Here is a 25,901-nt window from a genome sequence, read left to right as displayed (position 1 = left end):
CAACATACAGGCAACAGCTTCTTCACGTGTCCTAACCTTTTTTTGAAATGTCCTTTACAAAGGGTACAGTTTATACAGCTATCCTCTTCTTTTATTGCGTTGTTTTGAGTACAGTATTTTACCTTATGGCATTCTTTTTCTCAGACCGTGCCCAACCCTATCCTTATAACCCCCATAAACATGCAGAAATAACACCTCCGTTCCCTCTGATTATTGAACAAACAGAGCGGTTTATTGCATACCTCAGCACAAGCGTAATGATTATCATATTAATGTAAGCGCTTTTATAAAATAGAAAAGAGGGATGTAATTGAGAAATAAAGCAAAGCTTCAACGTCGAATGCCTTTTATGCTGCTGAGTATCATCACTTGCCTGGGAACGTTATTTGGTTATGGAGGAGCTTCAGCTGCGCCATCGACGACGATTGTGCAGGATGCTACCCATGGCGTAACCAACAATTTCACTACCCCAGCCGTTACCCAGGATGTCTATACTCATCTGCCGACCATCTATCTGGCAGGCGATTCAACGGTACAGACTTACCGCGAGGCGCAGCGTCCGCAGGCAGGATGGGGGCAGATGATCGGCCAGTATCTGGATGATTCTATTGCTGTCAGCAATCAGGCAATCGGTGGCAGAAGCTCCCGTTCTTTTATCGAGCAGGGACGACTGGATACGATTATCAGTCAGATTCAGCCTGGAGATTATCTGATGATCCAATTCGGTCATAATGATGCTGACCGCAAGCCGGAACGATATACGCCTGTACAAGATTACCGCAACTACCTCAAAGTCTACATCCATGGTGCCCGCAGCAAAGGCGCAACTCCAATTCTGGTCACTCCGGTATCGAGAAGAGACTATAATGCTAGCGGTCAATTCAATGTCAGTTTCCCTGAATATGTAGCAGCGATGAAGCAGATCGCCGCCGAGACGCAGACGCCGCTGCTTGATCTCAGTGCACGCAGTGTGGCCTACTACAATTCGGTTGGTATAGAAGGAACTACTTCTATTTTCATGCATGTACAGCCGGGTCTGTATCCGTATTTCCCAAATGGTGTTGTAGATAATACGCACTTCCAGGAATACGGAGCAATGCAGATTGCCGGGCTGGTAGCTGAAGGCATCCGAGATCTGGGGTTGCCGTTGTCCGAGCATGTGCTGAATCCTGCTTTCAGCGCAGCTCAGTAAAGGTAACCGATCACTCACCCCGTCCTGTCGCAGCATTAGTTAGCAGCTCTACTTGGTTACAGGCAGGACGTATCTAACAAAAAGGGCAGGCCTGTGTGGGTACTATCCTTTTTGCTGCTGCCAGTCTATTCAAATACGTGTACATACCAATAGCAGAAAGTCTGATTTTTATTCGGTAATGTCATATAACATCGGTTCTTTCATTCTTCCTATTCCATCTACGGCTATCCATTATGAATGTATGATTTGCGAATAAATGAATTGTCAGTGCAGGAGAGTATACGTTAAAATACATTTAAAACCACGATATTCACCATTATTCCTGATGACACATTGTATAGGCTGCTTTCTGCCCATTATCTCCTGATAGTATCGTTATGCTCCATCTCTCTATTTATATGAACCTTATCCTGCGTTTCTGTAGTTCCATTCTCTAATCCTACTGTCGGTTCACTGCTGCTTTACTTGCTTACAACAACATATCGATGTTCTCACTATTTAATGAACGTTGTCTGTCTAATCTTCCATTCTGTTAACTATCCATTATATTGATTTATGAAAGAGGGAAGCCCTTGCGTAATCGGTTCTGGAATTCTGTTAATCGTCAGAAAGCTGTTAGCCGTCGAAAAGCTGGTGACCATCGGAAGAATATTAACCGCTGGGGTTCCGTTAACCGCCGATTGGGTCCTGTTGTACTGCTCGGTATTATGATTGTGAGTCTATGGTTTGCGGTAGGGGCTTCTACAGGTACGAGTGCAGGACATGGACGGCCAGTGATTTATATAGCAGGCGACTCTACAGTACAGACCTATACGGATGCCCAGCGCCCACAGGCAGGGTGGGGACAGATGATTGGTCGTTACTTTGACCAGGGAGTTACCTTTCGCAATCACGCGATTAGCGGCCGCAGTACGCGAACATTTATCGAGCAGGGGAGACTGGACACGATTTGGCAGGAAATTCAGCCGGGGGATTATCTGCTGATCCAGTTTGGACATAATGATGCCAATCAGGCGAAGCCGGATCGTTATACACCGGTAGCAGATTACAAGCGTTATCTGCACCAGTACATTCAGGGAGCGCGTGATCATGGAGCCGCGCCGATACTGATTACACCGATGGGGACGCGTACTCCGGATGCAGACGGACGCTTTCAGATCAGCTTCCCTGAGTATGTAGCGGCGATGAAGCAGGTAGCGTCAGATACAGCTACACCGCTGCTGGACCTGAGTGCGAGCAGTGTCGCTTATTATAATTCGATTGGAGCAGAAGCAACCAAGCAGCTGTTTTTGTATACGGCTCCCGGACAATATCCTGCTTTTATAGCAGGCTCGGCAGACGATATTCATTTTCAGGAGTACGGGGCTGATCGGATAGCACGACTTGTAGCCGATGGTATCCGGGCGCTGTCTTTAACGATATCTACCCATGTACAATAAATGTCTGTAGGCTGCACGGATGTGAATATTTTTAATCATCAGCCTGTAGTTCAATTGTCCTTATTAAAAGAATATTATGTTCTTTTATCGTAATTATTTATATGCGATCTGATTATATTGTTTGTGATGCTGCCAGCCGATCCGGTTGGTAGCTTTTATTTTTTGTGACACGAACTTCATCTAACTACGGATGTTTATTCATCTGGGCCAATTTTTGCCATACGATATTTTGCTAAATAGCTATATTTTGATATTCCTGAAAATATACATAAAAAAATAGGTCATTTTACCGATAATAGTACATATCAATGAGATGAAGCGGTAGTGAGTACAAAAGTGCGGATGATTAGTAAAGGCCTGACTAATATCAGCAGTATCCTATCGCCGGTTTGTTATGTATGTTACTCCAAGCCAGTTTGCAAGGCAGATAGCATACCCGTTCCTAGCCGTCCCCTCAACTCTTATGTCAGTCAATATGCCGGGAGGATTTAATAGTGAAAATGTTTAAACTGAATAACTGGAGTCTTAGCACCAAGATGTTGTTACCAGCAGCAATTCTTGTCATTGCGCTGATCGTCTTATCGGTGCTGGCGATCCGTAATATCGATAAAATGGGAGATAAGTTAATTACCTCTCTCTATACTGAAGCCTATCAGATTAATTATCTGGTACTGAATGCCGACCGTGATTATTATCAGGCAAAAATTGCTGAATTTATGCTAACGACGCTTCAAAATCCCAATGAAATTAAAGTTCAACAAGATGATTACAACGAAAATGTAAAGCAGACGTATGACCGTGTACAGCAGGCCAAAGCGATTATGGAGAATAACCATGCTGTATTCGAGAAATATACAGATCCCGAGACCAAAAAAAATGTATTCCAGCTGATTGAAGACTTCAATACCAATTACAACGCATGGAAAGGTCAATTCAACTACGAAGAACGTCGTTATGTGAATTCGACCGAATCCGGAGTGAAATTTGCAGCGTCGCGTCAGAATCTGGATCAAATTGAGAATATCATGGATCAGTACAGCAAGGACGCGATTGGAGAGAGTGCTGCTCTAAGTGGACAGATGCGTCTGGTTACGATTATCGAGCTGGCTGCTATCCTTGTTATTGCTGCACTGCTGATTTTCTTTATCGTACGCAATGTACGCAATCGTACCAAGGATACACTGAAGATGATCCACAAAACAGCGAATTTTGATCTGGCCTATGATGACAGCTATACCCGTTATCTGACAGAGAAAGACGAGTTTGCCGTCATTATTCAGGCACTCGGCGAAGCGAGAAAAGAGTTCAGAACCACTTTCGGTCGTGTAATCGAGGAAAGCCGCAATCTGCAGGGTACGATCCAGATCGTGGATGAAGAAATGAACAAGCTTGAAGGCGGCGTACAGGATATCTCGGCCACAACCGAGCAGCTGTCTGCCGGTATGGAAGAGACCGCAGCTTCTACGCAGGAGATGAATGCCACATCGACAGAGATTGAATCGGCGGTAAACTCCGTAGCGAGCAAAGCCCAGGAAGGTGCCCGCGCAGCCGAAGGGTTGACTGTACGTGCAGCTGATCTGAGCAAACAGTTCAAGCAATCGTACAATACCAGTACAACGACGTACAATCAAGTACGGGACAGTCTGGTACAGGCTCTGGAAGAATCCAAGTCCGTACAGCAAATTAACAGTCTGGTCTCTTCTATTATCGATATTGCTTCACAGACGAACCTGTTGTCACTGAATGCGAGTATTGAAGCGGCACGTGCAGGAGATGCCGGACGCGGCTTTGCCGTCGTGGCGAGTGAGATCAGTAAATTGGCTGAAGATTCCAAAAAAGCAGCCGATCAGATCAATGAGATTACCCAGGTTGTTGTCGGATCAGTAAGCAATCTGTCATCCAATTCCAATGACCTGCTGAATCTGTTCAGTACCAATGTTCGTACCGACTATGAGATGATGCTGTCTTCCGCCGATCAGTATGCTTCCAGTGCCCAGGAAATCGATGATATTGCCAATGACCTGAGCGCTACTTCCGAAGAACTGCTGGCTTCGATCGAGAATGTCGTCAAAGCAATTCAGGAAATCTCGGTTGCAGCCAATGAAGGTGCCGAAGGAACCAGCATGATTGCTGAGAAAACCGATGATATCGTACAACAGACTTCACGCGTAGCCGAGCAGATGAAGCAGTCCAAGCAGGGGATTAACGAACTGGCAGAGTCTGTAGCCAAATTCAAGCTGTAATAGCCTACTTGATACTCATTATCTATTCAGCTGTGAATAGACATGAGAGAGTACGAATCGCAGTATAAATATTGTTTCTGCTGTGGCAAGCCTACAGCAAAGGGAATTTATGAACCATTTATCGAATGATCAACAAGAAGAAGGATGCTCCTATAGCAGGGGCATCCTTCTTTTCTCAATCTTTTCTCAACAAATATTGAAAATCCACTTGATAATAATAATCATTGTTGATAGAATATAAAAAGAAAGAAGGAACTCGGCAAAGTCCCTTCTCATGATGTACAACAAATAGTAAGTATTATTTCTTTTCAAAAGTTTGGCAATCTGTTTCTTGAACTTCAGCAGTTTGTTCTTTTGCAGCAGCGTGACTAACTACAAAAATAGTGTCAGCGGTACATTTGTTTTGTTCCGCCCAGTGAGTGCATGCACTTACTTCACACAATACGTCTTGAGCCATGATGATTCACCTCCTGTGCTCATAATATACAGCATTTGACAGTCTCTTCGGCAAAAGAGGCTGTTTGTCGTTGTTACTTTTTGTAGTAACACTCCCAGTATACAGGACGTATACCGAATTTGGCAAATGCTTTTGTTCCTTTATTCCCCGATAAACGGGCGTATGACCCAAATAATCGTAATATATCGTAAAAAATCCCCTGTTTCTCCATTGTGGAGAGCAGGGGATTTTGTTTTGCTTCATTAATCAAGGTTTTTATTGACTTGTTTGTAATAGTTATTTGCGTAACAGGCTGAGATCGAACTCGGGTACCAGCCCTTCGCGAGCTGCCCGGCCGAGCAGTGCTTCGATCGCCCCGTAGCCGTCTTCACCCAGATTGCGGGTGAATTCATTAACATACAGATTGATATGGGAATCAGCTACGCTGGCATCCATCTCCTGTGCATGCTCCATCACATAATCGCGGGAAGCTTCGGGATGTTCCCAGGCGTATTCGACCGAGGAACGTGCCCATTCGGTAATCTGGGCGATATCCAGTGAACGACGGGCGATAATCGCACCCAGCGGAATCGGCAATCCAGTATCTTCTTCCCACCAGCTGCCCATATCCTGCAGCAGGGTCAGGCCGTAATTCTGATAGGTAAAGCGGGCTTCATGGATAACAAGGCCTGCATCGATCTGTCCATCACGTACAGCAGGCATAATCTGGTCAAATGGCATAACGACTACTTCGCCAATACCGCCAGGTACGTTCTGGGCAGCCCATAGACGGAACAGCAGGTAAGCAGTAGAACGTTCGCTCGGTACCGCCACCTTTTTGCCAGCGAGTGCAGACGCATCGGTCGCTTCGGGATTGGCAGTCAATACGAGTGGGCCACAGCCGCGTCCGAGTGCGCCACCACAAGGGATTAGTGCATAATCTTGCAGTACCCACGGCAGAGCAGCATAGGAGATTTTGAGTACTTCCGGGCCTTCGCCTTCGGCAGCCCAGTTGTTGGTGATATCGATATCTGCATAAGTGACTTCCAGTTCGGGGGCGCCTGGAATCAGGCCATGCACCCAGGCATGGAACACGAATGTATCATTGGGACAAGGAGAAAAAGCTATATTCATATTAGAGCACCTCCGGTAATAGGGAACTTGCTTGTGTCAAAGACTGCAGGGCTTCGGGGATACGCCAGCTGCTGCGGTCACGTGGTCCAACTTTGTTGGAGATCGCCCGGATCTCCAGCACTGGTATATTCATCAGCTGCGCCGCTTCGGCTACACCGAATCCTTCCATGCCTTCTGCCGAAGCATCAGGAATACGCTGGATCAGTGCGGCTGTGGTCTCTGCCGATCCGGTCGTCGTGGATACAGTGAGCACAGGTCCGGTATGTACCATGAGCCCTGCATCACGCATCACAGTCGCCAGACGATCCAGATGGGTAGTGTCCGGGAGGATAACGGATGAGCCAAATCCCAGTTCATCCACGGAAATAAATCCGTGCTCCGGTGTTCCCGAACCCAGATCGGCAGCGATAATCCGATTGGACAGCACAATAGAGCCGGGAGCAGCATGATGCTCGAATCCGCCGCCAATCCCTGCACTAATGACCAGATCATATGATCCTCGTGCCAGCAGCAGCGCTGTACGTGCTGCCGCCGAAGCAGGTCCCACACCAGCGAGCTGAACATCGTACCGTAGTTTATCCTTATCGCTGAGTCCTCTCTGTACCGCTTCGCGTTCAGCTTCGACCGCAGTCATAATAAGTATTCGATTAGATAATGTATTGTCAAGGCGTGAAGCCTCCATATCAGCGTACCTCCTTCAACCATGCTAGCTTTCTTGGACAAGCTTATCTTCTAACGTTACTCCTGTTATAGCAGATTGTAAAGGAAATGAAGCTAACAGAATACTGGCGCAAAAAGAAATAAGCAGGATCGTTCCAGCCGTATGGCAGAAGTTCCTGTTGCTAATTAATATGTATTTTCTTATATAATATACTCAATAATTACATATATGTGACGGCTTCGTGGAATAAAGCTCCGAAATAAACAGTAAGGCACGAACAGGCTGCATACTTTTACCATAAACGGGTAATAGGTTTCAAAATATCCAATTACTCAGACAGAGGTGAAGTGACACCATGAAGATGGATGATCAGCAGAATATTGTGATTCATGTCGATGGACAGTCGGTTGTGGCACAGCCAGGTATGACGATCGTTCAGGCGGTTAATACGGCGCCTGATCTGTATATTCCGCAGATCTGCTATAACGAACAGCTCGGTCCGATCAATACCTGTGATACCTGTATGGTCGAAGTGGACGGTGAGTTGATACGCTCCTGCAGTACCGTGATTACACCGGGAATGCGTATATCAACCCAGAGTCCGCTGGTCAAGGATGCACAGCAGGAATCCATGTCCCGAATTCTCCGCAATCATGAACTCTACTGCACGGTCTGCGATAACAATAACGGTAATTGCGTGGTACATAACACCACGGAAAAGCTGGGTATCGAGCATCAGACCTATCCTTTCCGCAACAAACCCTATGAGATCGACAACACCAATCCATTTTATCGCTATGATCCAGACCAATGTATTCTGTGCGGCCGCTGTGTAGAAGCCTGCCAGGATCTGCAGGTCAATGAGACGCTGTCTATTGACTGGAGCCGGGAACAGCCGCGCGTCGTCTGGGATGATGATGTACCGATCGACCAATCTTCCTGTGTCTCCTGTGGACACTGCGTTACGGTCTGTCCATGTAATGCACTGATGGAATCTTCTATGCTGGGAGAAGCCGGGTTCATGACCAATATCGATAACAAGCTGATGGAACCGCTGATTGATCTGACCAAAGCGGTAGAGCCCGGTTATTCGGGCATTTTCCAGATTTCTGAGATCGAGGCATCGATGCGCAATTCCCGTATTGAGAAGACCAAGACGGTATGTACGTACTGCGGTGTGGGCTGCAGCTTTGAAGTGTGGACCAAAGACCGTCATATTCTCAAAATCGAGCCTTCAATAGATGCGCCGGTGAATGGAGTATCTACCTGTATCAAGGGCAAATGGGGCTGGGACTTTGTTAACAGTGAAGAACGACTTACCCGTCCGTTGATTCGCCAGGGAGACCGGTTCGTGGAATCGACATGGGATGAAGCACTGGCGCTGATCGCGGAGAAGCTCGGCGGTATCAAGGCGCAGCATGGCTCCGATTCGATCGCTTATATCGCGTCTTCCAAATGCTCCAATGAAGAGAACTACATTTTCCAGAAATTTGCCCGTTCGATTATGGGTACCAATAATGTCGATAACTGCTCCCGTTACTGTCAGTCGCCTGCTACATCCGGCCTGATGCGTACGGTTGGCATGGGCGGGGATAGTGGTACGATGGTCGATATCCAGCAATCGGAGCTGGTCATCATTGTCGGTGCCAATCCGGCAGAATCCCATCCGGTACTCGCTACCCGGGTGAAGCGTGCGCATAAGCTGAATGGTCAGAAGCTGATCGTATCGGATATTCGCAAAAATGAAATGGCGGAACGTGCAGATATGCATTTGCATCCCAAACCAGGTTCGGATCTGGTCTGGCTCTCTGCGGTGACGAAATACATTATCGATCAGGGCTGGGAAGCGGCAGATTTCCTGAACAACCGTGTTGAAGGGTATGAGGAATATCGTGAGTCACTCGCTCCATACACACTGGATTATGCAGAACAGGTATCCGGTCTGACCCGTGAACAGCTGATTCGTACAGCAGATATGATCCATGAGTCCGGCTCTGTATGTATCCTGTGGGCGATGGGTGTGACCCAGCATCGCGGTGGTACAGATACATCGACAGCGATCTGTAATCTGCTGCTTGCTACCGGCAACTTTGGTCGTCCGGGTACAGGAGCGTATCCGCTGCGTGGTCATAACAATGTGCAGGGAGCCTGCGATTTTGGTACGATGCCAAGCTATTTCCCCGGATATGAGAAAGTAACTGACGATGCGGTACGTTCCCGTTATGAGCAGGCATGGGGCGTGGAACTGCCGATAGAACCGGGACTGGATAATCATGAAATGGTCGATGCGATCGAAGAAGGTACACTCAAAGCGATGTATCTGTTTGGAGAGGAAATGGCATTTGTCGATTCCAACTCCAACTTTGTGGAAGAAATGTTCGGCAAGCTGGAATTTTTTGTGGTGCAGGATATATTCTTCTCCCGGACAGCACAGTTCGCAGATGTTGTTCTGCCTGCTTCACCAAGTCTGGAAAAAGACGGCACCTTCACGAATACCGAGCGCCGGATTCAGCGTTTCCATCAAGTGTTCGAGCCGATGGGTGAATCCAGACCGGACTGGAGAATTATCCAGGATGTAGCCAATGCTCTGGGAGCTGGCTGGAATTATACCCACCCCGGTGAAATTATGGCGGAAGCAGCAAGCCTTGCTCCATTGTTCGCCGGGGTCAGCTATGATCGCCTGGAAGGATGGAATAGTCAGGTTTGGCCGGTAGAACCGGATGGAAGCAGTACAGAACTACTGTATACCGAGAAATTTGCTTTCCCAAGCGGCAAGGCACGTCTATTCCCGGTCAGCTGGACACTGCCATACGAGCCGGAAGCAGAATATGATCTTCATCTGAATAATGGCCGACTGCTGGAGCATTTCCATGAAGGCAATATGACGTATCAATCCCAGAATATCCGCCACAAAGTACCATCTACATGGCTGGAAGTCTCGCCGGAGCTGGCTGCCGAGCGAGGTATTGAAACAGGTGCCAAAGTGCGGCTCGTATCTCCATATGGTCAGGCCAAGCTGTCGGTCGTTGTTACCGATCGAGTTAAAGGCAAAGAGCTATATCTGCCGATGAATACCCAGAATGCAAGTGAAGCGATCAATCGTCTGACCAGCAGTCATACGGACAAAATTACGCATACGCCGAGTTACAAGGAAATCAGTGTACGGATGGAAGTACTTGAAGATCGGGGTGTATCGCCATTACCGCAGGTTAACCACCGGTTTGCCAAACGTCGTCCGCAGATCAGCGTACGGGTCGAGGACAAGTGGAAGCGTCAGGATTATGAGCCGATAGCAGATACCATTCGGAAGGAGCGTGCCCAGTATGGCCAGAGCCATTAACCGGATTGAACGCCACGAACCGACAGAAGCGGAAATACAGGCCGAATCGCTTACCCAGATTATCAAGGCACTTAGTGAAAATAAGGAAGCGATTCTCAAAACGCTGGATATTATCAAGGAACTGGATAACGCCGGCATGCTCGATATTGCCGGTGCCCTGCTCAAGAAACGGACAGAAGTAGGCGTACATGGAGTAAATCTGATCAACTCCCTGAATATTCCGCCGCTGATCCGCAATGCCTTTACCCTGAGTCAAATGGTCGGCAAGATTGATCCGCTGGAAATGGATCGACTGCTGAATGCACTGGGAAGCGGGTTAAGCCATCTCGGTGAAATGGACCCTGCGAACTCGAAGTATGGAGATTCACGGGATCAGGAACCGCCGGGAATGCTGCATCTGCTCAAAACGATGCGCGATCCGGATGTGCGTACGACGATGGCTTTTGGACTCCAGTTTCTCAAGTCAATGGGCGGCGAGCTGAACAAACCAAAACCCGATCCATCCGATTCTTTTGCTGATCCGCAGCGCAAAGAAAGTGAAACGCACAAGGAAGTATAACGCGATACAGGTAAAAGCAAACCAGCATAGAGGGCATAACAGAAAAAGGACGGATATCAAATGCAGCTCCGGGATGATACAAGGAGCTGCATTTTGGTATGTTCCGAAAGGGAAGTGGATTCCGGGAAAATAGCAGGATGAAGTACAAGCTGGAATAGAAGCTGGAATAGAAGCGCAATATTTTGAACATCAGATCGTGATATAACTGAAGCAGAAGATCATCAAATGCAGTCGGAACATACGAACCAGAAAGAAAGATAGATAGATAAAAGCAATAAACGAGAAATAAGCTACAGCACAAAACGGCAATAATCCGCATAAAGTAGAGTATATGTAATTTGGCAAAAGGAGGCCTACGATATGTCAGCAGATCAGCCCATTTTGTACTACACGTGGTTAAATGATAAACAGTGGCATCTCTATATCGCTGCGACAGTAGACGGGTTATGTTATGTCAGTTCACCGGATCAGCCGCTGGAAGAACTGGTATTGTGGGCGAGTAACCGTTTTCCGGGATACGTATTGGTGGAAGATGGGCAGCACATGGAAGGCTATGCAGCACCTATAATCCAGTATCTGCGTGGAGCAGCAGATGCACTGGATAACGTAAAGCATGATCTAAGGGGAACCCCTTTTCAGCTGGCAGTATGGGAAGCACTAAGCCGCATACCATATGGTCAGACTCTATCGTACTCGGCAGTTGCCGAAATGGCTGGCAGACCCGATGCAGTGAGAGCGGTAGGCGCGGCAATTGGGGCCAATCCTGTCTTGATCACGATTCCGTGTCATCGGGTTATCGGTAAAAATGGCAATTTGACAGGATACCGGGGAGGTATGCCGATGAAGCAGGCACTTCTGCAGCTGGAGCAGTCGGCTGGGAGCACTCCGAATATCGGTAAAGGAACTGTACCATCTAACCCTACTGCCGGTATAACAACCCCTCTTTCTTCTATATAAGAAGAAGCAGGCATGGATCAGATGTTTAAATCGACTTATTATGAATAAAGTATATATCATATCAATAAAGTATCTGGGTGATGTATACATGGGTAACAATACAAAAACCCCTTTGCCGATGATAGACAAAGGGGTTTTTATTTTCTTCAATTCAATGTTATATGAAGTTTGTTTATTATTTATCAAGCCTAATTAACCTTCGATAAAAGCTGTGAATAAGTACTGCAACGTTTAGGAGAAGGTGAAATCTTCAGTAACGATATTAATATACTTTGGCTGCTTGGTACTGTGCAGCGTCTTTGGCAAAGGGGATACTTTTGCCCTTTTGTTGAAGCGATGCATCTACAGTAGCATCCACAGTGACCCATTTACCGTTCAGATAAACTTCATTCCAGGCATGATATTCTTTAACTGCTGATGTAGTTCCCATTACCAGCTTGGCAGGAATACCCTGGCTGCGCAGCATCGCTGCATTCAGAGAAGCATAATCATAGCAGATGCCTTTACGAGAAGACAGTGTCTGCTGCGGATCAGGTACATAGACGGTTGGTAATGCGCTAGCGAGCTGATAATCGTATTTGATGCTGCTTGTAATATAATCGTAGATTGCCTGTGCTTTTTGCTGATCGTTTGCAGCATTTTGAGTTAGCTTGGCTGCGAGTGAAGTAACAGCAGGACTGTTTTTCCAATCGATATTTTGAGTGGAGGCCAGATATACACTGTTCTCATTGCTCAATTGTACCTGCAGCGAATCGGAATATACTTTTTTATAGTTGTTGCCGGATGTATTTTCCAGAACGCTTACCTGATACGTACCACTTCCCAGCTGCAATGGCAACGAAGTATCAGTATGGGAAGAAGAAAGATTGTACGTATAACTGGTATCATTCTTAGTAATCATAACTTTGGTACGTGTATTGGAAGGAGCTTCATAGTGAACAGCGACATAACCCTGATTGGCAGTGGAGCTGTCCAGCCAGCTGGAATCTTCGGCTGCGAATACAGATAATGGAGCTACTGCAAGCAGCGAAATGGTTGTCAAGCAAGTTAGCAAAAGTTTCTTCATGACGACAAATCCTTTCAAAGGGGCTTAGTCGATCAATGAAGGATCACATTAACTCACTGTTATCCGTCGTTTGACTAAACCATTATATTCTATAAAGTGTAATATTTTACAATCCATTCATATAAAAAGAGCCTTTCCGTTCGGTAGCTGGCTGCCAACCCCGGAGGGTAAGGCCCTTTAGCTTTGCGTCCCTATCTTTAGACAGGTTTGCCGTTATCGTGTAAAAGCTCTTAATAAGCAAGTTACATAGCAACAATATGCAAGATATACATATTATTGTGATTTATGGGTAAATAATAAGTTACTGGTTAGTTATAATCTTATAGTACCACAGCGATAATTCGACTAAAAGCGTCAAACAGAAATGTACGCGAAATGAATAATTTGCTATTCATTTATAGGATCATAGACGCGTACCGCATGTACTATAAGACGGTGGGTTGGATTGATTAGTGGGTCGCAGGTCACGAGTGTCAATTCTTCCGACTGATGATCGCTATCGAGTACAGATACTTCAGTGGGTTCTACAATTCGGATGCGATCGACCTGATAATTGTATTGTTGACCGGCAGATTCGATTTGGATCGAGTCACCAACTTTAACTTCGCCCAGACGATTGAATAAACGACCGGTTTTATGAGCGCGATGCGCAGCAACAGCGAAGTTGCCTTTCTGTCCCAGCTGGTCAGTCTCGGAAATATGAACAGCAGCGCTGCGCATATTTTCACGAGTGGCACCTTCTACGATCGGAAGTTCCACATCGATTACCGGGATATGAATCACTCCTAGAATCTCACCGCTTGCTGGTAGTTCTGTCTTACTATTTATATTATCGGCAGCAGCTCCTTCATTTAGTAGAGCATTTACCTCCGAATAGCTATTTTTTAAATTTTTTGTCGTATTCTGATGAGAAACGGCGGCTGTCTGCTCCGCTTGACTCAGAAGACGCTCCTGCTGCCAATCGTCATACCATTCATTTGCCTGAGGATAGATCATCACCAGGATGCCTGCAACGATTAGCATGTACGCCCATTTTTTCATATCTATATTCATCCTCCTGCCTTTGGATTTGTCGAAATTACACAGTTAATTTTAAGAATAACACTATAGGCAGGATATAAAAAGGATAAATTCGATATATATATTAATACCCATATACTGTAATTAAATATACAATATATGGGTATTTTAATCTGATGGATTTAAGAATTTCTGCTGTCTTGAGAGTTTGGAAATCTATTTGTAAAATTCGATATTTTAACTCGATAAGCATAATAACAATGATATAATGCAGATAGATAATAACATTATGATGTTTAAATGAATTGGGCTTATGAGTATAAAAAAGTCATAAAGGCAAAATAAGCACACCAAGAAAATCTACATACATTCAGTCAGCGTAGATACAAAACCAATCTAAATCGTATAGTGAAATGGAGATGGGTGTATGAATACGGGACAGGATAACAACAGCAGGCACACTGGGTCGGAGTCTGCAAAATGGTTCACGGATAGCCGGTATGGATTGTTTATTCATTTTGGACCTTATGCACAGTATGGACGCGGAGAACAGGTGCTGTTCCGAGAACATCTGGATCATCAGGAATATGCCCGGCAGGCGTGCAGCTGGAACCCGGAGCATTTCAACGCTTCGTTATGGGCACAGACAGCCCGCAAAGCAGGAATGAAATATGCATGTCTGACAACGCGCCACCATGACGGATTCTGTCTATGGGATTCACAGTACACGGACTATTCTACAGCCGCTCAGGCATGCGGGCGTGATCTGGTACGTGAATTTGTCGACGCATTCCGGGCAGAAGGACTACATATTGGACTGTATTATTCGTGGATGGACTGGCGGATTCCAGCTTTTTTTGACGGACCGGAGAAAGACCCGGATGGTTGGCAGGCGATGAAAGAATATATGCATAATCAGGTCGAGGAACTGCTGACCCAGTACGGACAGATTGATCACTTCTTCTTTGATGGGGTATGGCCGCGAACAGCAGAGGAGCTGGGCAGTGTAGAGCTGGTACGCCGAATGAAAGAGCTGCAGCCCGGTATACTGGTGAATAATCGGCTGGGTCCGTCGGATGGAACTCGTACTTACGCAGATGGTGGCGCCGGCGCTGGTGATTCGGAAGTGCTGGGTGACTTTGGTACGCCGGAACATCAGATTGTGCCTGATCCGAACCGGTTATGGGAGTCCAACCAGGTCACTACCTGGCGTCTATGGGGATATGCTGCCGGAGAACGCTGGCGTTCTGCAGATATGCTGCTGGATATGCTATGCGAATGTGCAGAGAAAGGCGGTAATCTGCTGCTCAATGTCGGTCCCCAGCCGGACGGCCAGCTGCCGCCGGAATTTGTACAGCGAGCGCTAGAGATTGGGGCGTGGCTGGAAGTGCATGGTGAAGCGATATACAAATCGGATAGTGGTGATCTGACCGAGTTTATTACACGGGGAAGACAGACCATTAGTGGGAACCATCTGTATTTGATTATTCGCTTCTGGGATGGGAAGCCGGAAATACGCCTTGCCGACCTGGTATCGCGAGTAAAACGGGTGACACTGCTCACGACCGGACAGGAGCTGGAATTTGAGCAGCAGGATCAGGTACTATGGATCAAAGGACTTCCCAAAGAGCGTCCTACAGCTCTTTTCCCCGTCATACGAGTGGAGTGTGATGGTGTGCCGGAGAGTAATATATGGGGCAAGCAGCGATTATGGAAAGGCGATCCATCGCGGATTGCGGACTGGGCGAGAACAAGAGGATCATCGGTGTATGTTGATGGAGAGAAGAGATAAGCAAGAGCAAATAGAGTTTCATTTTATAAGATTATTAGAAAAATAAAAGAAACATTATTGCTGTATGCAGTTTGTTGATCCCGCGCTACACTGGTATTGGTGAACAAGGGGGAGATACAAATGGCTGGTGTTATACTGCATGCTTTTATATTGGCACTGGGATTGATTCTGCCGCTGGGTGTCCAGAATGTATTTATTTTTCAGCAGGGAATGGTACAGCGCAGATGGTGGAAAGTGTTGCCGGTAGTGATTACCGCCGGATTATGTGATACGCTGCTGATCAGTCTGGCTATCGGCGGAGTATCGGTCCTGGTGCTGGGACTACCATGGGTCAAAACGGTACTGATGCTGGCGGGAGTACTGTTTCTGATTTACATGGGATATGTGACGTGGAAAAGTGCCGAGACTGTCCGGACAGCCGCGGTAGTAGACGGAGAAGAGCAGCCAAACCAAACGGCAGCTCTGCCCGCGCGCAAACAGATACTATTCGCGCTGTCGGTATCGCTGCTCAATCCGCATGCTATTCTGGATACGATCGGCGTCATAGGAACGAGTTCACTTCAGTATGAAGGTCAGCAAAAGCTGGCGTTTATGTGGACCTGTATTATCGTTTCCTGGCTCTGGTTTGCAGTGTTGGCTGCAGCAGGGATGGCGTCGGGGTATTTGATCGCAGCGGACGCTGGTTCTACTGGCTGAACCGTTGTTCGGCGCTGATGATCTGGGTGATCGCTCTTTATTTGTTAATATCGTTAGTAAGATAGAGTGCCGATCAAGGCTATCGTTAACTTAAAAAGCTGATTTCATCGCTGTCAGACAGTGGATGAAATCAGCTTTTTTGTACATATTTTATGCATGAATGAAGGGGGATCTATCTATGCTGAGTGTGCATCATCCATACAGTTTTCATCCTCTGCATAGGGGACATGCACGACAGCATACAGCGCGAGCAGCAGGATGCTGGCTACCCACTGCTCGCGCTGTATGCTGTGTCTTCCCATTATGGTATCCCTGTCAATTTCTAGACAGTGGCTTTGAATCCCTGGATAAACTCGACGGCCCGCCGGATATCCTGTTCAGGCTGTTGACCGACTTCGCGCTCGATTGTCAGGTAGCCGGTGTAGCCAATATCCTGCAGCGCTGCGAAATAGGCTTTGAAATCGACCTGTCCTTCGCCGAGTGCGACTTCCTGGAAGCCAATACTGCCATCCTCGAACGCTGCGATCTGTTCATGGCTCAGATTGCCGTATACATCATGCGGATTGACCTCGCGGTTGCGAATGCCGTCTTTGACATGGGTATGCACAATATAATCCTTGAGCGTGTATACACCCTGCACCGGATCGTCTCCGGTGACCATAACCATATTGGCCGGGTCAAAGTTTACGGCTACGCCTTTGCTGTCCAGGGAATCGAGGAACTGCTTGAGCCGGGCAGCCGGTTCCGGTCCGGTCTCGATCGCAAAGTAACCACCCATTGAAGAAGCGAATTCGGCCAGTTCATTACAGGCTTTTTGCATAATGGCATATTCGGGCGCATTGGTATCCTCAGGTACGATTCCGATATGAGTCGTTACAATAGGCGTACCCAGTTCCAGAGCGAGTGTGAGAATTTTTTTGGACTTTTCGATTTTCCAGATATTATCCTGTGCGCTATGGAAGCCGTTGCCACCAAAGTCCGCACACAGCGCCGATACTTCCAGCCCCAGTCCATCCAGATACTCTTTGAGATCCAGGCGGCGGTCGATGCCCAGATTATCCGGGTCCATCACGCCTTCGGTAGCCCAGATCTGTACACCGTCTGCACCAACTTCTTTTGCTTTGAGCAGATTCTCGCGAAGTTCCAGTTTGAATGCGTCTGCAATCACGCCAATTTTGCCAAGTTCTGTTGCCATGGAATCACTTCCTTTACAGTTTTGGTAAAAGAAAGACGAGTTTGCCGGTAAACAGGTATTCACGGCAGACTGTCCAGTATGAGGCGATATCCAGCTTGTATCGCTTAGACTTCGTCCCAGATTCGCTGTACATTTTCCATACCGATCCTCGAACCAGTCATGCCGTCTTCCATGCCTTCAAATTCAACCGAAATATATCCGTCGTACCCGGAAGCCTTGATCGTATGCAGAATCTTCCACATATCCAGATCTCCCTGCCCGATAATGGCACCGCGCAGATAGACGCCACTTGTACTGGTGAACCAGCCTGCACCGGGATTGCGATGGGAAGGACGCATATAAAAGTCCTTGATATGCACCATGGACGCAAACGGCAGATTTTTCTGTACGGCAGCTACCGGATTCTCATCTGCACATACAAAATTACCCACATCCAGCGTTGTTTTATAATTGGGGCGATCTACAGCCTGTATCAGAGCCTGTACCCGATCGGCATGCTGGATCAGAAAGCCGTGATTCTCCACACTGGTGGTTATCCCGTAATTGGCAGCGTGATCAGCGACCCGGCGACAGGCATCCGCCAGCCGACCTAGATGGCGGTTAAAATTGGCAATCGACACATCCGGCGAGGACGCTACATCATGACGCATCAGCTTCACGCCCAGTCTGGCGGCGATATCCACTTCGCTAATGACCCGTTCAATCTCGCGTTCATAGGCATCAGGATCATCAGTCAGAAAATTGGCACCGATTGCATAGTTGGACAGCTCAATCCCCTGCTGACGGGCGCGCTCGACGATCTGCATCGTCAGTTCCGGATTCTCGGACAGACTATAGCTGAGCGGCACGATCTCTACATGCTGCCCACCCAGCTCTGCCGTATAATCAATTACATCCAGTACGGTCATCGCACCGGAGCTGAGGGAACCGTGCAGGCTGTACGTGCTAAGTCCCAGCTTCACAGAATCACCTCCCGGCGCAGACGTGCCGATTCATAAATAGCCGTCAGCATCCGCATCATCTGGACGCCATCTTCGACCGGACTGATCGGCTGGCTACCGGTGCGCACACATTCGATAAAGTGACCAATCTCATTCTCGAATGCTCCTTCAAAATGGAAGCCCGGATGATCGGTCTGAGGCTGGATATTCAGCACGGTATTGTACTTTTCAGTCGTGATGGATACTGCAGGATCGACCTCGAATCCGCCCTTGCTGCCATACATGCGGATCATGCCTTCATTTTCCTTGGCATGAAGACTGAAGCTGACGTCTACCATGAGTGACGCGCCATTTTTGAAACGGATCATGACATTCGCCATATCTTCCACATCATTCTTGGTAGCGTCATAATCAGAAGCCTTGTAATGGGACAAATGCTGAATATGGGCACGATTGCCAAGCTCATAATACGTATTACCGCTGACCGAGACCGGTTCGGGACGCCCCATCAGATACCAGCATAGATCAATGACATGGACGCCGATATCGATTACCGGACCGCCGCCGGAGCGTTCAATATCGCTGAACCAGCCGCCAGGATTACCGAAGCGGCGGATATATGAAGCTTTGGCATAATAAATATCTCCAAAATCTCTCTGATCGCTGAAATGCTTGAGCATCTGTGCATTGTCATCATAACGACGTACGAATCCTACCATCAACAGCTTGCCGGATTCACGTACGGCTGCTTCGATCTGATGAGCTTCTTCCATCGTACGACAGAGCGGTTTTTCGACGAGTACATGCTTGCCTGCGCGCAGAGCAGCGATGCTGATCTCGGCATGGGTGTTGTTCCAAGTACAGATGCTGACGGCATCAATCTCCGGATCGGCGAGCAGTTCATTGTAATCGCTATATGCGCGTGCACCTTCATATTTGGAAGCGACGGTTTTGGCACGTTCTTCATTTTTGTCGCAGATACCCAGGATGCTGACGCCCTCATGCTTGGCATAAGGCTTCAGATGATACTCCGAGATGTTGCCGGTTCCAATGACTCCAATACCAATCGTTGTTTTCATATGCAGATTCTCTCCCATTCAGCGGAATATGTAGATTGAACCGATTATATAATCGGACTGCAGGCAGGGTCATGAATGGATTTGCGGTTTATTTGCACAATTGTGCTATCCCTGATTTTTACGTTATAGTTAATGGTGAAAAGAAAACCTACATATGTTGTAATTCCAGCGGAAATCATTGGATGACGTTCGGTAAGCCATGCCTTGTAGAGAGGGCGGGATCGAACGTGATCAGAGGAGGATGGTCCATGAACTGGCCGGTTGATTTGCAGGAACCGATGAGTATGCCTGACCCTTATTTTCCAATCAAGCTGAATTTCTGCAAGTCGTATGAATATGGCCAGGTGATGTTCCCGCATCACTGGCACCGTCATATGGAGTTTCTGTATTTTGAGAGCGGCGAAGCGATCATTGAATGCAATGCCGAGCCGGTGCATGTGCGAGCCGGTGATCTGATTGTGCTGAACAGCAATGATTTGCATCAGGGCACCAGCCTATCCAATCATCTGATCTATTATGCGCTGATTGCCGATCTGAACTCGCTGCAAAGTCCTTCACAAGATGCGGTGGAGACAAGATTTATTACGCCGATGACCCAGAGCAGGCTGCTGTTCCAAAGTCATATTAGTGGAGATCAACGTCTGCAGCGGTGCATGTCGGAGATTGTGGAAGAGTTCCGCAGCCGGGAGATCGGTCATGAATTATCGGTCAAATCGTATATGTACCAGTTATTATCCCTGCTCGTGCGCGGTTATGTCGCCAATGTCTCGGACTGGAAGCATACCGAGCACCGGATGAAGAATCTGGAACGTTTCACACCGATTTTGCAGTATATTGAGGAACATTATGCCGAAGAGATTACGATCGATCGACTTGCCGGATTGGCAGGTCTCAGCCGGTTTCATTTTAGCCGATTGTTCCATGAACTGACCAACCGTACAGTAACCGAATATATTAACCGTGTGCGGATCAACCGCGCGGAGTATCTACTGCTGAATACCGGTATGACCGTATCCGAAGTGGCTATGGCAGCAGGATATAATGATATTTCATATTTCAGTCGTACATTCAAAAAATACCGTAACTTTGCGCCTTCCGAGACGCGGATGCTGCTGTCTTGAGATTAATCCCGGTAGAGATGAGATGATCATCAGTACGAGGGCAGCTGAAGAAATGGCTTGAAGAATTGTGCTAATTCGAAGAAAAATCAGGGGGAAAAAGAAATATGAGTGTGTTAAGTACGTTGTTATGGGGTGGCATGATTTTTCTCGTGCTATCTGTACTGCTGAGCAGTCAGATACTCGGCGGTGGATATGCCAGATGGAATATGGATGAGCAGGCGGCAGAAGCCTATCAGCAGCGCAAAAAAGTACGTATGCGGTGGGCACTTCGCTGTGTACTGGTGGCGATGATTCTATTTGCTGCTGCTCTGCTCGTATACAATCTGTAAACGGATAGACGTTGACAGAATCTGGATAGCCGTATTATGATGTTGACAATTCAAAGGCGCCGATGTTATTCCTGGCAGCCTGCTATATTCAAAATACCAATGAACAGGAGGTCGTGAGCAGATGATGTATAATCCCGTATTGCCCGTAGAGATGACACAATTGGAACAGCTTCATTATGAACAACAGCGTAGTAGCTTGTATTCCAAATATGAGCGATTCACTCACGGACAATTACGGCAACGACAAATCATCCTCACCGGACCTCCAGAGATCGGGTGGCAGTAGAGCTATAGGCTCAGATGTGTACTGCACCCGTGTAGCTATTCTGGAATTACATATGTGAACGATCCTTTGCTTGAGGATATACGTGCATTCAGCGTATATTTCGGCAGGATACGCTGAGCAGATACCGGCCGTGGACTGAAGAGTCCACGGCTTTTTTTGCGCAGTTGGCGAAGTAAGAGCAGGAGAGGAGCAATATACGATGTATTTAACTGTCAAAGCAGCAGGCCCCCATGCCGGGATGATTTCACATCTGCTGGCCAAGAATCCACATAACCGATACGAGCGTAACGAAAAAGGTGCCAGGGTGCGCCTGATCTACTCGGCATTTGCTGAAGAGAAGATTGAATTTACTATTTTTGCTACGCCTGATCCGATCGATCTGGTTAAAGGAAGTCCGGATAGCTACGATATTACCCAGTATATCAATGACCGGGAATTTGTCGTCAGCAGTCTGTTCTGTTCCTATATCCGTCCTGCACTGGGCACAGCATTGAATGGCAAACCCAAAGCGGATTATGCCGATTGGGCGGAACATGTTTTTCCACTGGAAGTGACATTTGGTCCGGTTGCCTCCAATCTGCCGGATGCAGTGATAGAATCGCTGTTTACCGCTCTCGGGTATGAGGTGGATATTGAGCGTGGAGCGGCTGAGTATACCTTTGATCTGAAAAGTCGCAGCAGTGTCAGGAATATACGAGTGAGCGGTCAGGCAACGCTGCAGCAGATGCTCAGACAGTTGTTTATTCTGATGCCGGTATTGGACGATTACAAGCATTATTATATCGGGGCAGAGGAAGTCGATAAACTGCAGCGCTATGGAGAAGGATGGTTGCAGGATCATCCGCAGCAGGAATTGATTATCAAAAGAGCACTGCGATTCGCGCCGCTGATTGCGGATTATCGCAAGCTGGCAGGTGATAAGGTTCAAAAAGCAGCTGTAAACCTACTTGATACAAATACAAATACAAATACAAATACAAATACAAATACAAATACAAATACAAATACAAATACAAAAGATACAGATGCCAACACTTTGCAGCAGCCAGGAAATGAACAAATAACCACAGGAATAACAGCTTCACAACAAGGTGAGGCTAATACGTTATCTTCTTCTGCAGATGTTCAGGAGACGGCTGCACCACCGATACGTCTGAATGAACTGCGTTACCAGGCTATTGTAGATCAGGTAAGCATTTTGCCGAGCCGCCGTAGCGTAGTTGATTTTGGAGCTGGCGAAGGCAAGCTGTCAGTGCGTCTGGCAGGGATTGAGGGAGTCGAGCAGGTCTATGCGGTTGAGCCTTCGGCTTATGCCGGTCTGAGAGCGCTGGAGCGCTTTGGCAAATTGGAGCGGGAAGGACAGCAGATCGTACCCCGTCTGGTGACCGGTTCACTCTTTTACCGGGATGATCAATGGGCAGGACAGGACGTCATCATTCTGTGTGAAGTGATCGAGCATATCAATGAATATCGTCTCCCTCAGGTGATGGCTACACTGCTGGATGAGTATCATCCGGAGACGCTCATTATGACGACGCCGAATCGTGAATATAATGCCGTCTATGAAATGGAAGAGCAGGAGATTCGTCATACGGATCACCGATTCGAGTGGACGCGTGCCGAATGGGCAGACCATTGTCAGGATTGGGTATCCGGACGTCCTTATGAAGTCAGCTTGCATGGTATCGGAGATATCTCGGAAATACATGGACAACCGACCCAAATGGCGGTATTCCGCCGGAAAGGAGCATCATCCCAATGAATGAACAATCCTCAAACAAAACTATCCAGCTGCCTCATGCAGGAATCATTCTGCTGATGGGTGCTTCCAACAGTGGCAAAAGTACCTGGATTCGCTCGTTGATCGAGCAGGGAGTAATCGGTCCACATGAAGCGATCTCTTCCGATCAGTATCGCGCTGTTGTCGGGGATACGGACTATATCGATTGGCGGCGATCATCCCGCGACGAGAGTGAAGTATTGTACCAGCAGTATCGCCTGATCTCGGACAAGGCTTTTCGCGTTATGGAAGAAATTATCCGTTCACGCTGCAGGCTTAATTTGACTACATGGGTTGATGCGACGCATCTGCATGCGGAAGATCGAGCTGTCTATATTGAACTGGGACGCAAATATCATGTTCCTGTCACTATTATTGCACTGGATGTGCCCGAAAGAACCCTACTGGAGCGCGACCGTGAACGTGAGCATGCCCGCGGCCGCCAGCGGGTGAAGCAGCATTATCAGGTATTCCGCAAAAATATATTCACTCTGAAAAGTGAAGGCTTTCGTGCTGTCCATATTCTGAAGCCTCAGGATATGGAATCTGTAACCTTCGAACGAAAAGCGAGTCCCCTGGTTCATGATCTCGGTCAGGGCATCGACATTATTGGCGATATTCACGGATGTTACGAAGAAATGATGGAGCTTATCCAGCAGCTGGGCTATGAGCCGGATACAGACGGAATATATCAGCATCCCGAGGGACGCCAGTTGGTATCGGTTGGTGATATTATGAGCCGTGGTCCTCGCTCGCTGGACACTATGCTGTTCTGGCAGCGTCAAATTGCTGCTGGTCAGGGACGGATGGTTGATAGCAATCACGGCTGGAAAGTAGCTCGTTATCTGGAAGGTCGCAAGGTCACGATGAATCATGGTGACGAGAAATTCGCTGCCGAACTGCAAGATTATGAAGCCGAGCAGGGAATAGAAGCAATGAAGCAGCTGCAAAGTTCGTTAAAAGATATGCTGATGTCGGCTCCCTCGCATCTGGTGTTCCAGCATGATGGTGTTCGCTGTCTGGTCGTGGCCCATGCCGGGATTCAGGATCGTTTTATCGGCAAGCAATCACGGCGCATTGATGATTATTGCCGTTATGGGGATGTATCGGAGATCGGAGAAGGTGGCAAACCTGTTCGCAAAGACTGGTTTACCGACCATACCTCGGGTGAGATTATTGTATGGGGACATGATCCTCGTCCGCAGCCGACGATTGTGAACCGAACGATTAATATTGATCAGGGAGCCGTATTTGGCGGCAGACTGACAGCCTATCGTTATCCGGAGCAGAGCTTTGTGAGTGTAGAAGCGAGGGAAGACTATGCCCAGGACCCGGACAGTCCGTTAATCCGATGGCAAAAGCGCCGCTTTGCTGCGCCGAATCTGCGTCAGTTTATCGATGGATATACTGTACTAACAGACAGCTACGGTGAGATTGCCGTTCGTAGTGAGTTTGTTAAATCGGCACTGGATTCGACTTCCCATTATACAGTGCCGCTGGAGGAACTGGTCTATATTCCGCCTACCATGACGCCACCTCCTGCTCCAGCGGCAGCAGAGGGATATCTGGAACATCCGGCTGAGGCGATAGAATATTACCGCTCCCGTAACGTTACCCGAATGGTAGCCGAAAAAAAGCATATGGGCAGCCGGGCGATTGTGCTGCTGTTCCGCAATGAGCAGGCGGCTGTACCTTATGTGGGACGCCCATTGGCTGGCACTATCTATACCCGTACCGGCAGAGCTTTTTTCCAGACTACAATGGAGCAGATGGTTATTGGACAGCTACACAGTGATCTGGACAAAGCAGGCTATTTTGACCGTTATGATACAGATTGGGTACTGCTGGATACAGAGATCGTACCGTGGAATCTCAAAGCCCGTGAATTGATTGCTTCCCAGTATGCCCATGTATCCGAAGCGGCTGATATGGACCGGAGTTATATATTGGAACGTCTCCATGAAGCCCGTAGCGAAGGACGTGAAGTAGACGACTGGATTGCAGAATGGATGAACCGCAAGACCAATGCGGATATCTTCCGCGAGACGTTCCAGAAATACTGCTGGGATACCGAAGGAACAGAAGGACTGCGTATTGCGCCGTTTCATATTCTTGCTCACAGCAGCGGTTCCCTGATGGATCGCTCGCATGAATGGCATATGCAGCACGCCGCAGAGCTGGCAGAGTGTTCTGTCCTGTTTATGCCGACCGAGTATCGGGTCATGGATATTGAAAATAATCCGGACAGCGAACAGGAACTGATCCGCTGGTGGATCGAGATGACCGAGGATGGACATGAAGGAATCGTACTCAAACCGGAGTATATGACGATGTATGATGGCGATCGGCTGATCCAGCCTGCCATCAAAGTCAGAGGTCGTAAATATCTGCATATGATCTATGGAATGGACTATCTGCAGCCGGAGCATCTCATCAGACTCAAGCAGCGTAAAACCCGTAAAAAAGAACGTCATGCACTAATGGAGTTTGCACTGAGCCTGGAATCTGTAGACCGCTTTGTCCGCAAGGAGCCGCTAGAGCGTATGCATGAATGTGTACTGGCTGCGCTGAGCCTCGAATCGGATGCGATCGATCCAAGGCTTTAATATCAAATGATTCTGAAGGAAGAGAAAGG

The 25,901-nt window shown here is 47.7% G+C and carries 21 protein-coding genes, 1 pseudogene and 1 riboswitch; of the genes and pseudogenes, 13 read left to right on the top strand and 9 right to left on the bottom strand.

Features of this window, described 5'->3' with window-relative positions; all coding sequences use genetic code 11:
* The first annotated feature begins 310 nt into the window (after positions 1 to 310).
* The 3 genes from WH46_RS03485 to WH46_RS03475 all read left to right on the top strand — a co-directional run bounded on the left by WH46_RS03485 (position 311) and on the right by WH46_RS03475 (position 4,874).
* Positions 311 to 1,192, top strand: a complete 882-nt coding sequence (locus tag WH46_RS03485) for a rhamnogalacturonan acetylesterase (protein WP_052714096.1) — start codon at positions 311 to 313, stop codon at positions 1,190 to 1,192.
* Between the two features lie 572 nt (positions 1,193 to 1,764).
* Entirely contained in the window at positions 1,765 to 2,631 is an 867-nt protein-coding gene (locus WH46_RS03480) for a rhamnogalacturonan acetylesterase (RefSeq protein WP_052714095.1), read from the top strand.
* Positions 2,632 to 3,131: 500 nt separating this feature from the next.
* Positions 3,132 to 4,874: a methyl-accepting chemotaxis protein gene (locus WH46_RS03475; protein ID WP_231584278.1), complete on the top strand. Its 1,743-nt coding sequence runs from the start codon at positions 3,132 to 3,134 to the stop codon at positions 4,872 to 4,874.
* A 298-nt stretch (positions 4,875 to 5,172) separates the two neighbouring features.
* Here WH46_RS03475 and WH46_RS23750 read toward each other — a convergent pair whose 3' ends face one another.
* From WH46_RS23750 to WH46_RS03465, 3 genes are all read right to left on the bottom strand, one after another.
* A complete protein-coding gene (locus tag WH46_RS23750) occupies positions 5,173 to 5,331 on the bottom strand; it encodes a DUF1540 domain-containing protein (RefSeq protein ID WP_082208294.1) in 159 nt (52 codons plus the stop codon).
* A gap of 276 nt (positions 5,332 to 5,607) precedes the next feature.
* Positions 5,608 to 6,444 (bottom strand): 1,4-dihydroxy-6-naphtoate synthase, encoded by an 837-nt coding sequence (locus WH46_RS03470; RefSeq protein ID WP_046225689.1) that lies wholly within the window; start codon positions 6,442 to 6,444, stop codon positions 5,608 to 5,610.
* A 1-nt stretch (position 6,445) separates the two neighbouring features.
* Positions 6,446 to 7,126: a futalosine hydrolase gene (locus WH46_RS03465; protein ID WP_046225688.1), complete on the bottom strand. Its 681-nt coding sequence runs from the start codon at positions 7,124 to 7,126 to the stop codon at positions 6,446 to 6,448.
* Between the two features lie 334 nt (positions 7,127 to 7,460).
* Between WH46_RS03465 and fdhF the strand changes: the two genes are divergently transcribed.
* The 3 genes from fdhF to WH46_RS03450 all read left to right on the top strand — a co-directional run bounded on the left by fdhF (position 7,461) and on the right by WH46_RS03450 (position 11,961).
* Complete coding sequence (gene fdhF / locus WH46_RS03460) at positions 7,461 to 10,445, top strand: formate dehydrogenase subunit alpha (protein ID WP_046225687.1); 2,985 nt, start codon at positions 7,461 to 7,463, stop codon at positions 10,443 to 10,445.
* On the top strand, positions 10,429 to 11,004 hold the full coding sequence (locus WH46_RS03455; RefSeq protein WP_046225686.1) for a helical membrane plugin domain-containing protein: 576 nt from the start codon (positions 10,429 to 10,431) through the stop codon (positions 11,002 to 11,004). Before fdhF ends, WH46_RS03455 begins: the two co-directional genes overlap by 17 nt.
* Positions 11,005 to 11,364: 360 nt before the next feature.
* Positions 11,365 to 11,961 carry a methylated-DNA--[protein]-cysteine S-methyltransferase gene (locus WH46_RS03450; protein WP_046225685.1) on the top strand — a complete coding sequence of 199 codons (597 nt, stop codon included), beginning with the start codon at positions 11,365 to 11,367 and terminating at the stop codon, positions 11,959 to 11,961.
* A gap of 262 nt (positions 11,962 to 12,223) precedes the next feature.
* Here the strand turns inward: WH46_RS03450 and WH46_RS03445 are convergent, their stop codons facing one another.
* A complete protein-coding gene (locus WH46_RS03445; RefSeq protein WP_046225684.1) occupies positions 12,224 to 13,027 on the bottom strand; it encodes a transglutaminase-like domain-containing protein in 804 nt (267 codons plus the stop codon).
* 139 nt (positions 13,028 to 13,166) lie between these two features.
* A riboswitch (cyclic di-GMP riboswitch) is annotated at positions 13,167 to 13,249 on the bottom strand.
* A 165-nt stretch (positions 13,250 to 13,414) separates the two neighbouring features.
* A complete protein-coding gene (locus tag WH46_RS03440) occupies positions 13,415 to 14,068 on the bottom strand; it encodes a class D sortase (protein WP_017811581.1) in 654 nt (217 codons plus the stop codon).
* A 406-nt stretch (positions 14,069 to 14,474) separates the two neighbouring features.
* Here WH46_RS03440 and WH46_RS03435 point away from each other — a divergent pair, with 406 nt between their 5' ends.
* Both WH46_RS03435 and WH46_RS03430 read left to right on the top strand, forming a co-directional pair.
* Entirely contained in the window at positions 14,475 to 15,839 is a 1,365-nt protein-coding gene (locus tag WH46_RS03435; RefSeq protein WP_046225683.1) for an alpha-L-fucosidase, read from the top strand.
* A 120-nt stretch (positions 15,840 to 15,959) separates the two neighbouring features.
* A pseudogene (locus WH46_RS03430) lies at positions 15,960 to 16,600 on the top strand (LysE/ArgO family amino acid transporter).
* A gap of 111 nt (positions 16,601 to 16,711) precedes the next feature.
* Here the strand turns inward: WH46_RS03430 and WH46_RS24465 are convergent.
* The 4 genes from WH46_RS24465 to WH46_RS03415 all read right to left on the bottom strand — a co-directional run bounded on the left by WH46_RS24465 (position 16,712) and on the right by WH46_RS03415 (position 19,750).
* The gene (locus WH46_RS24465) at positions 16,712 to 16,837 is read right to left on the bottom strand and encodes a hypothetical protein (protein ID WP_269430590.1); all 126 of its coding nucleotides are present in this window, start codon (positions 16,835 to 16,837) and stop codon (positions 16,712 to 16,714) included.
* Between the two features lie 20 nt (positions 16,838 to 16,857).
* Entirely contained in the window at positions 16,858 to 17,730 is an 873-nt protein-coding gene (locus tag WH46_RS03425; protein ID WP_017811577.1) for a sugar phosphate isomerase/epimerase family protein, read from the bottom strand.
* Between the two features lie 104 nt (positions 17,731 to 17,834).
* Positions 17,835 to 18,692, bottom strand: a complete 858-nt coding sequence (locus WH46_RS03420) for a sugar phosphate isomerase/epimerase family protein (protein ID WP_046225682.1) — start codon at positions 18,690 to 18,692, stop codon at positions 17,835 to 17,837.
* Positions 18,689 to 19,750, bottom strand: a complete 1,062-nt coding sequence (locus tag WH46_RS03415) for a Gfo/Idh/MocA family protein (RefSeq protein ID WP_046225681.1) — start codon at positions 19,748 to 19,750, stop codon at positions 18,689 to 18,691. The genes WH46_RS03420 and WH46_RS03415 overlap by 4 nt, the downstream gene beginning before the upstream one ends.
* A 248-nt stretch (positions 19,751 to 19,998) precedes the next feature.
* On the opposite strand from WH46_RS03415, the gene WH46_RS03410 reads away from it, so the two are divergent.
* The 5 genes from WH46_RS03410 to WH46_RS03395 all read left to right on the top strand — a co-directional run bounded on the left by WH46_RS03410 (position 19,999) and on the right by WH46_RS03395 (position 25,872).
* A complete protein-coding gene (locus WH46_RS03410; RefSeq protein ID WP_046225680.1) occupies positions 19,999 to 20,871 on the top strand; it encodes an AraC family transcriptional regulator in 873 nt (290 codons plus the stop codon).
* Between the two features lie 104 nt (positions 20,872 to 20,975).
* A complete protein-coding gene (locus WH46_RS03405; protein ID WP_017811573.1) occupies positions 20,976 to 21,200 on the top strand; it encodes a hypothetical protein in 225 nt (74 codons plus the stop codon).
* A gap of 121 nt (positions 21,201 to 21,321) precedes the next feature.
* Positions 21,322 to 21,486: a hypothetical protein gene (locus WH46_RS24005; RefSeq protein WP_017811572.1), complete on the top strand. Its 165-nt coding sequence runs from the start codon at positions 21,322 to 21,324 to the stop codon at positions 21,484 to 21,486.
* A gap of 199 nt (positions 21,487 to 21,685) precedes the next feature.
* Positions 21,686 to 23,248 (top strand): methyltransferase domain-containing protein, encoded by a 1,563-nt coding sequence (locus tag WH46_RS24325; protein ID WP_046225679.1) that lies wholly within the window; start codon positions 21,686 to 21,688, stop codon positions 23,246 to 23,248.
* Positions 23,245 to 25,872 (top strand): polynucleotide kinase-phosphatase, encoded by a 2,628-nt coding sequence (locus tag WH46_RS03395; RefSeq protein ID WP_017811570.1) that lies wholly within the window; start codon positions 23,245 to 23,247, stop codon positions 25,870 to 25,872. The genes WH46_RS24325 and WH46_RS03395 overlap by 4 nt, the downstream gene beginning before the upstream one ends.
* The last annotated feature ends 29 nt before the right edge of the window (positions 25,873 to 25,901 follow it).

Origin of the sequence: Paenibacillus dauci (assembly GCF_000971985.1) — a bacterium.
Taxonomy (GTDB): Bacteria; Bacillota; Bacilli; order Paenibacillales; family Paenibacillaceae; genus Saccharibacillus; species Saccharibacillus dauci.
This window is presented reverse-complemented; position numbering and strand designations above follow the sequence as displayed.

Bases quoted from the DNA above. Each gene is read 5' to 3' on its own strand.
- WH46_RS24005 (WP_017811572.1), top strand. From the start codon at position 21,322: ATGATGTATAATCCCGTATTGCCCGTAGAGATGACACAATTGGAACAG.
- WH46_RS03440 (WP_017811581.1), bottom strand. From the start codon at position 14,068: ATGAAAAAATGGGCGTACATGCTAATCGTTGCAGGCATCCTGGTGATG.
- WH46_RS03415 (WP_046225681.1), bottom strand. From the start codon at position 19,750: ATGAAAACAACGATTGGTATTGGAGTCATTGGAACCGGCAACATCTCG.
- WH46_RS03445 (WP_046225684.1), bottom strand. From the start codon at position 13,027: ATGAAGAAACTTTTGCTAACTTGCTTGACAACCATTTCGCTGCTTGCA.
- WH46_RS03475 (WP_231584278.1), top strand. From the start codon at position 3,132: ATGTTTAAACTGAATAACTGGAGTCTTAGCACCAAGATGTTGTTACCA.
- WH46_RS03465 (WP_046225688.1), bottom strand. From the start codon at position 7,126: ATGGAGGCTTCACGCCTTGACAATACATTATCTAATCGAATACTTATT.
- WH46_RS03435 (WP_046225683.1), top strand. From the start codon at position 14,475: ATGAATACGGGACAGGATAACAACAGCAGGCACACTGGGTCGGAGTCT.
- WH46_RS03395 (WP_017811570.1), top strand. From the start codon at position 23,245: ATGAATGAACAATCCTCAAACAAAACTATCCAGCTGCCTCATGCAGGA.
- WH46_RS03425 (WP_017811577.1), bottom strand. From the start codon at position 17,730: ATGGCAACAGAACTTGGCAAAATTGGCGTGATTGCAGACGCATTCAAA.
- WH46_RS23750 (WP_082208294.1), bottom strand. From the start codon at position 5,331: ATGGCTCAAGACGTATTGTGTGAAGTAAGTGCATGCACTCACTGGGCG.
- WH46_RS03455 (WP_046225686.1), top strand. From the start codon at position 10,429: ATGGCCAGAGCCATTAACCGGATTGAACGCCACGAACCGACAGAAGCG.
- WH46_RS03470 (WP_046225689.1), bottom strand. From the start codon at position 6,444: ATGAATATAGCTTTTTCTCCTTGTCCCAATGATACATTCGTGTTCCAT.
- fdhF (WP_046225687.1), top strand. From the start codon at position 7,461: ATGAAGATGGATGATCAGCAGAATATTGTGATTCATGTCGATGGACAG.
- WH46_RS03405 (WP_017811573.1), top strand. From the start codon at position 20,976: ATGAGTGTGTTAAGTACGTTGTTATGGGGTGGCATGATTTTTCTCGTG.
- WH46_RS03410 (WP_046225680.1), top strand. From the start codon at position 19,999: ATGAACTGGCCGGTTGATTTGCAGGAACCGATGAGTATGCCTGACCCT.
- WH46_RS24325 (WP_046225679.1), top strand. From the start codon at position 21,686: ATGTATTTAACTGTCAAAGCAGCAGGCCCCCATGCCGGGATGATTTCA.
- WH46_RS03450 (WP_046225685.1), top strand. From the start codon at position 11,365: ATGTCAGCAGATCAGCCCATTTTGTACTACACGTGGTTAAATGATAAA.
- WH46_RS24465 (WP_269430590.1), bottom strand. From the start codon at position 16,837: ATGGGAAGACACAGCATACAGCGCGAGCAGTGGGTAGCCAGCATCCTG.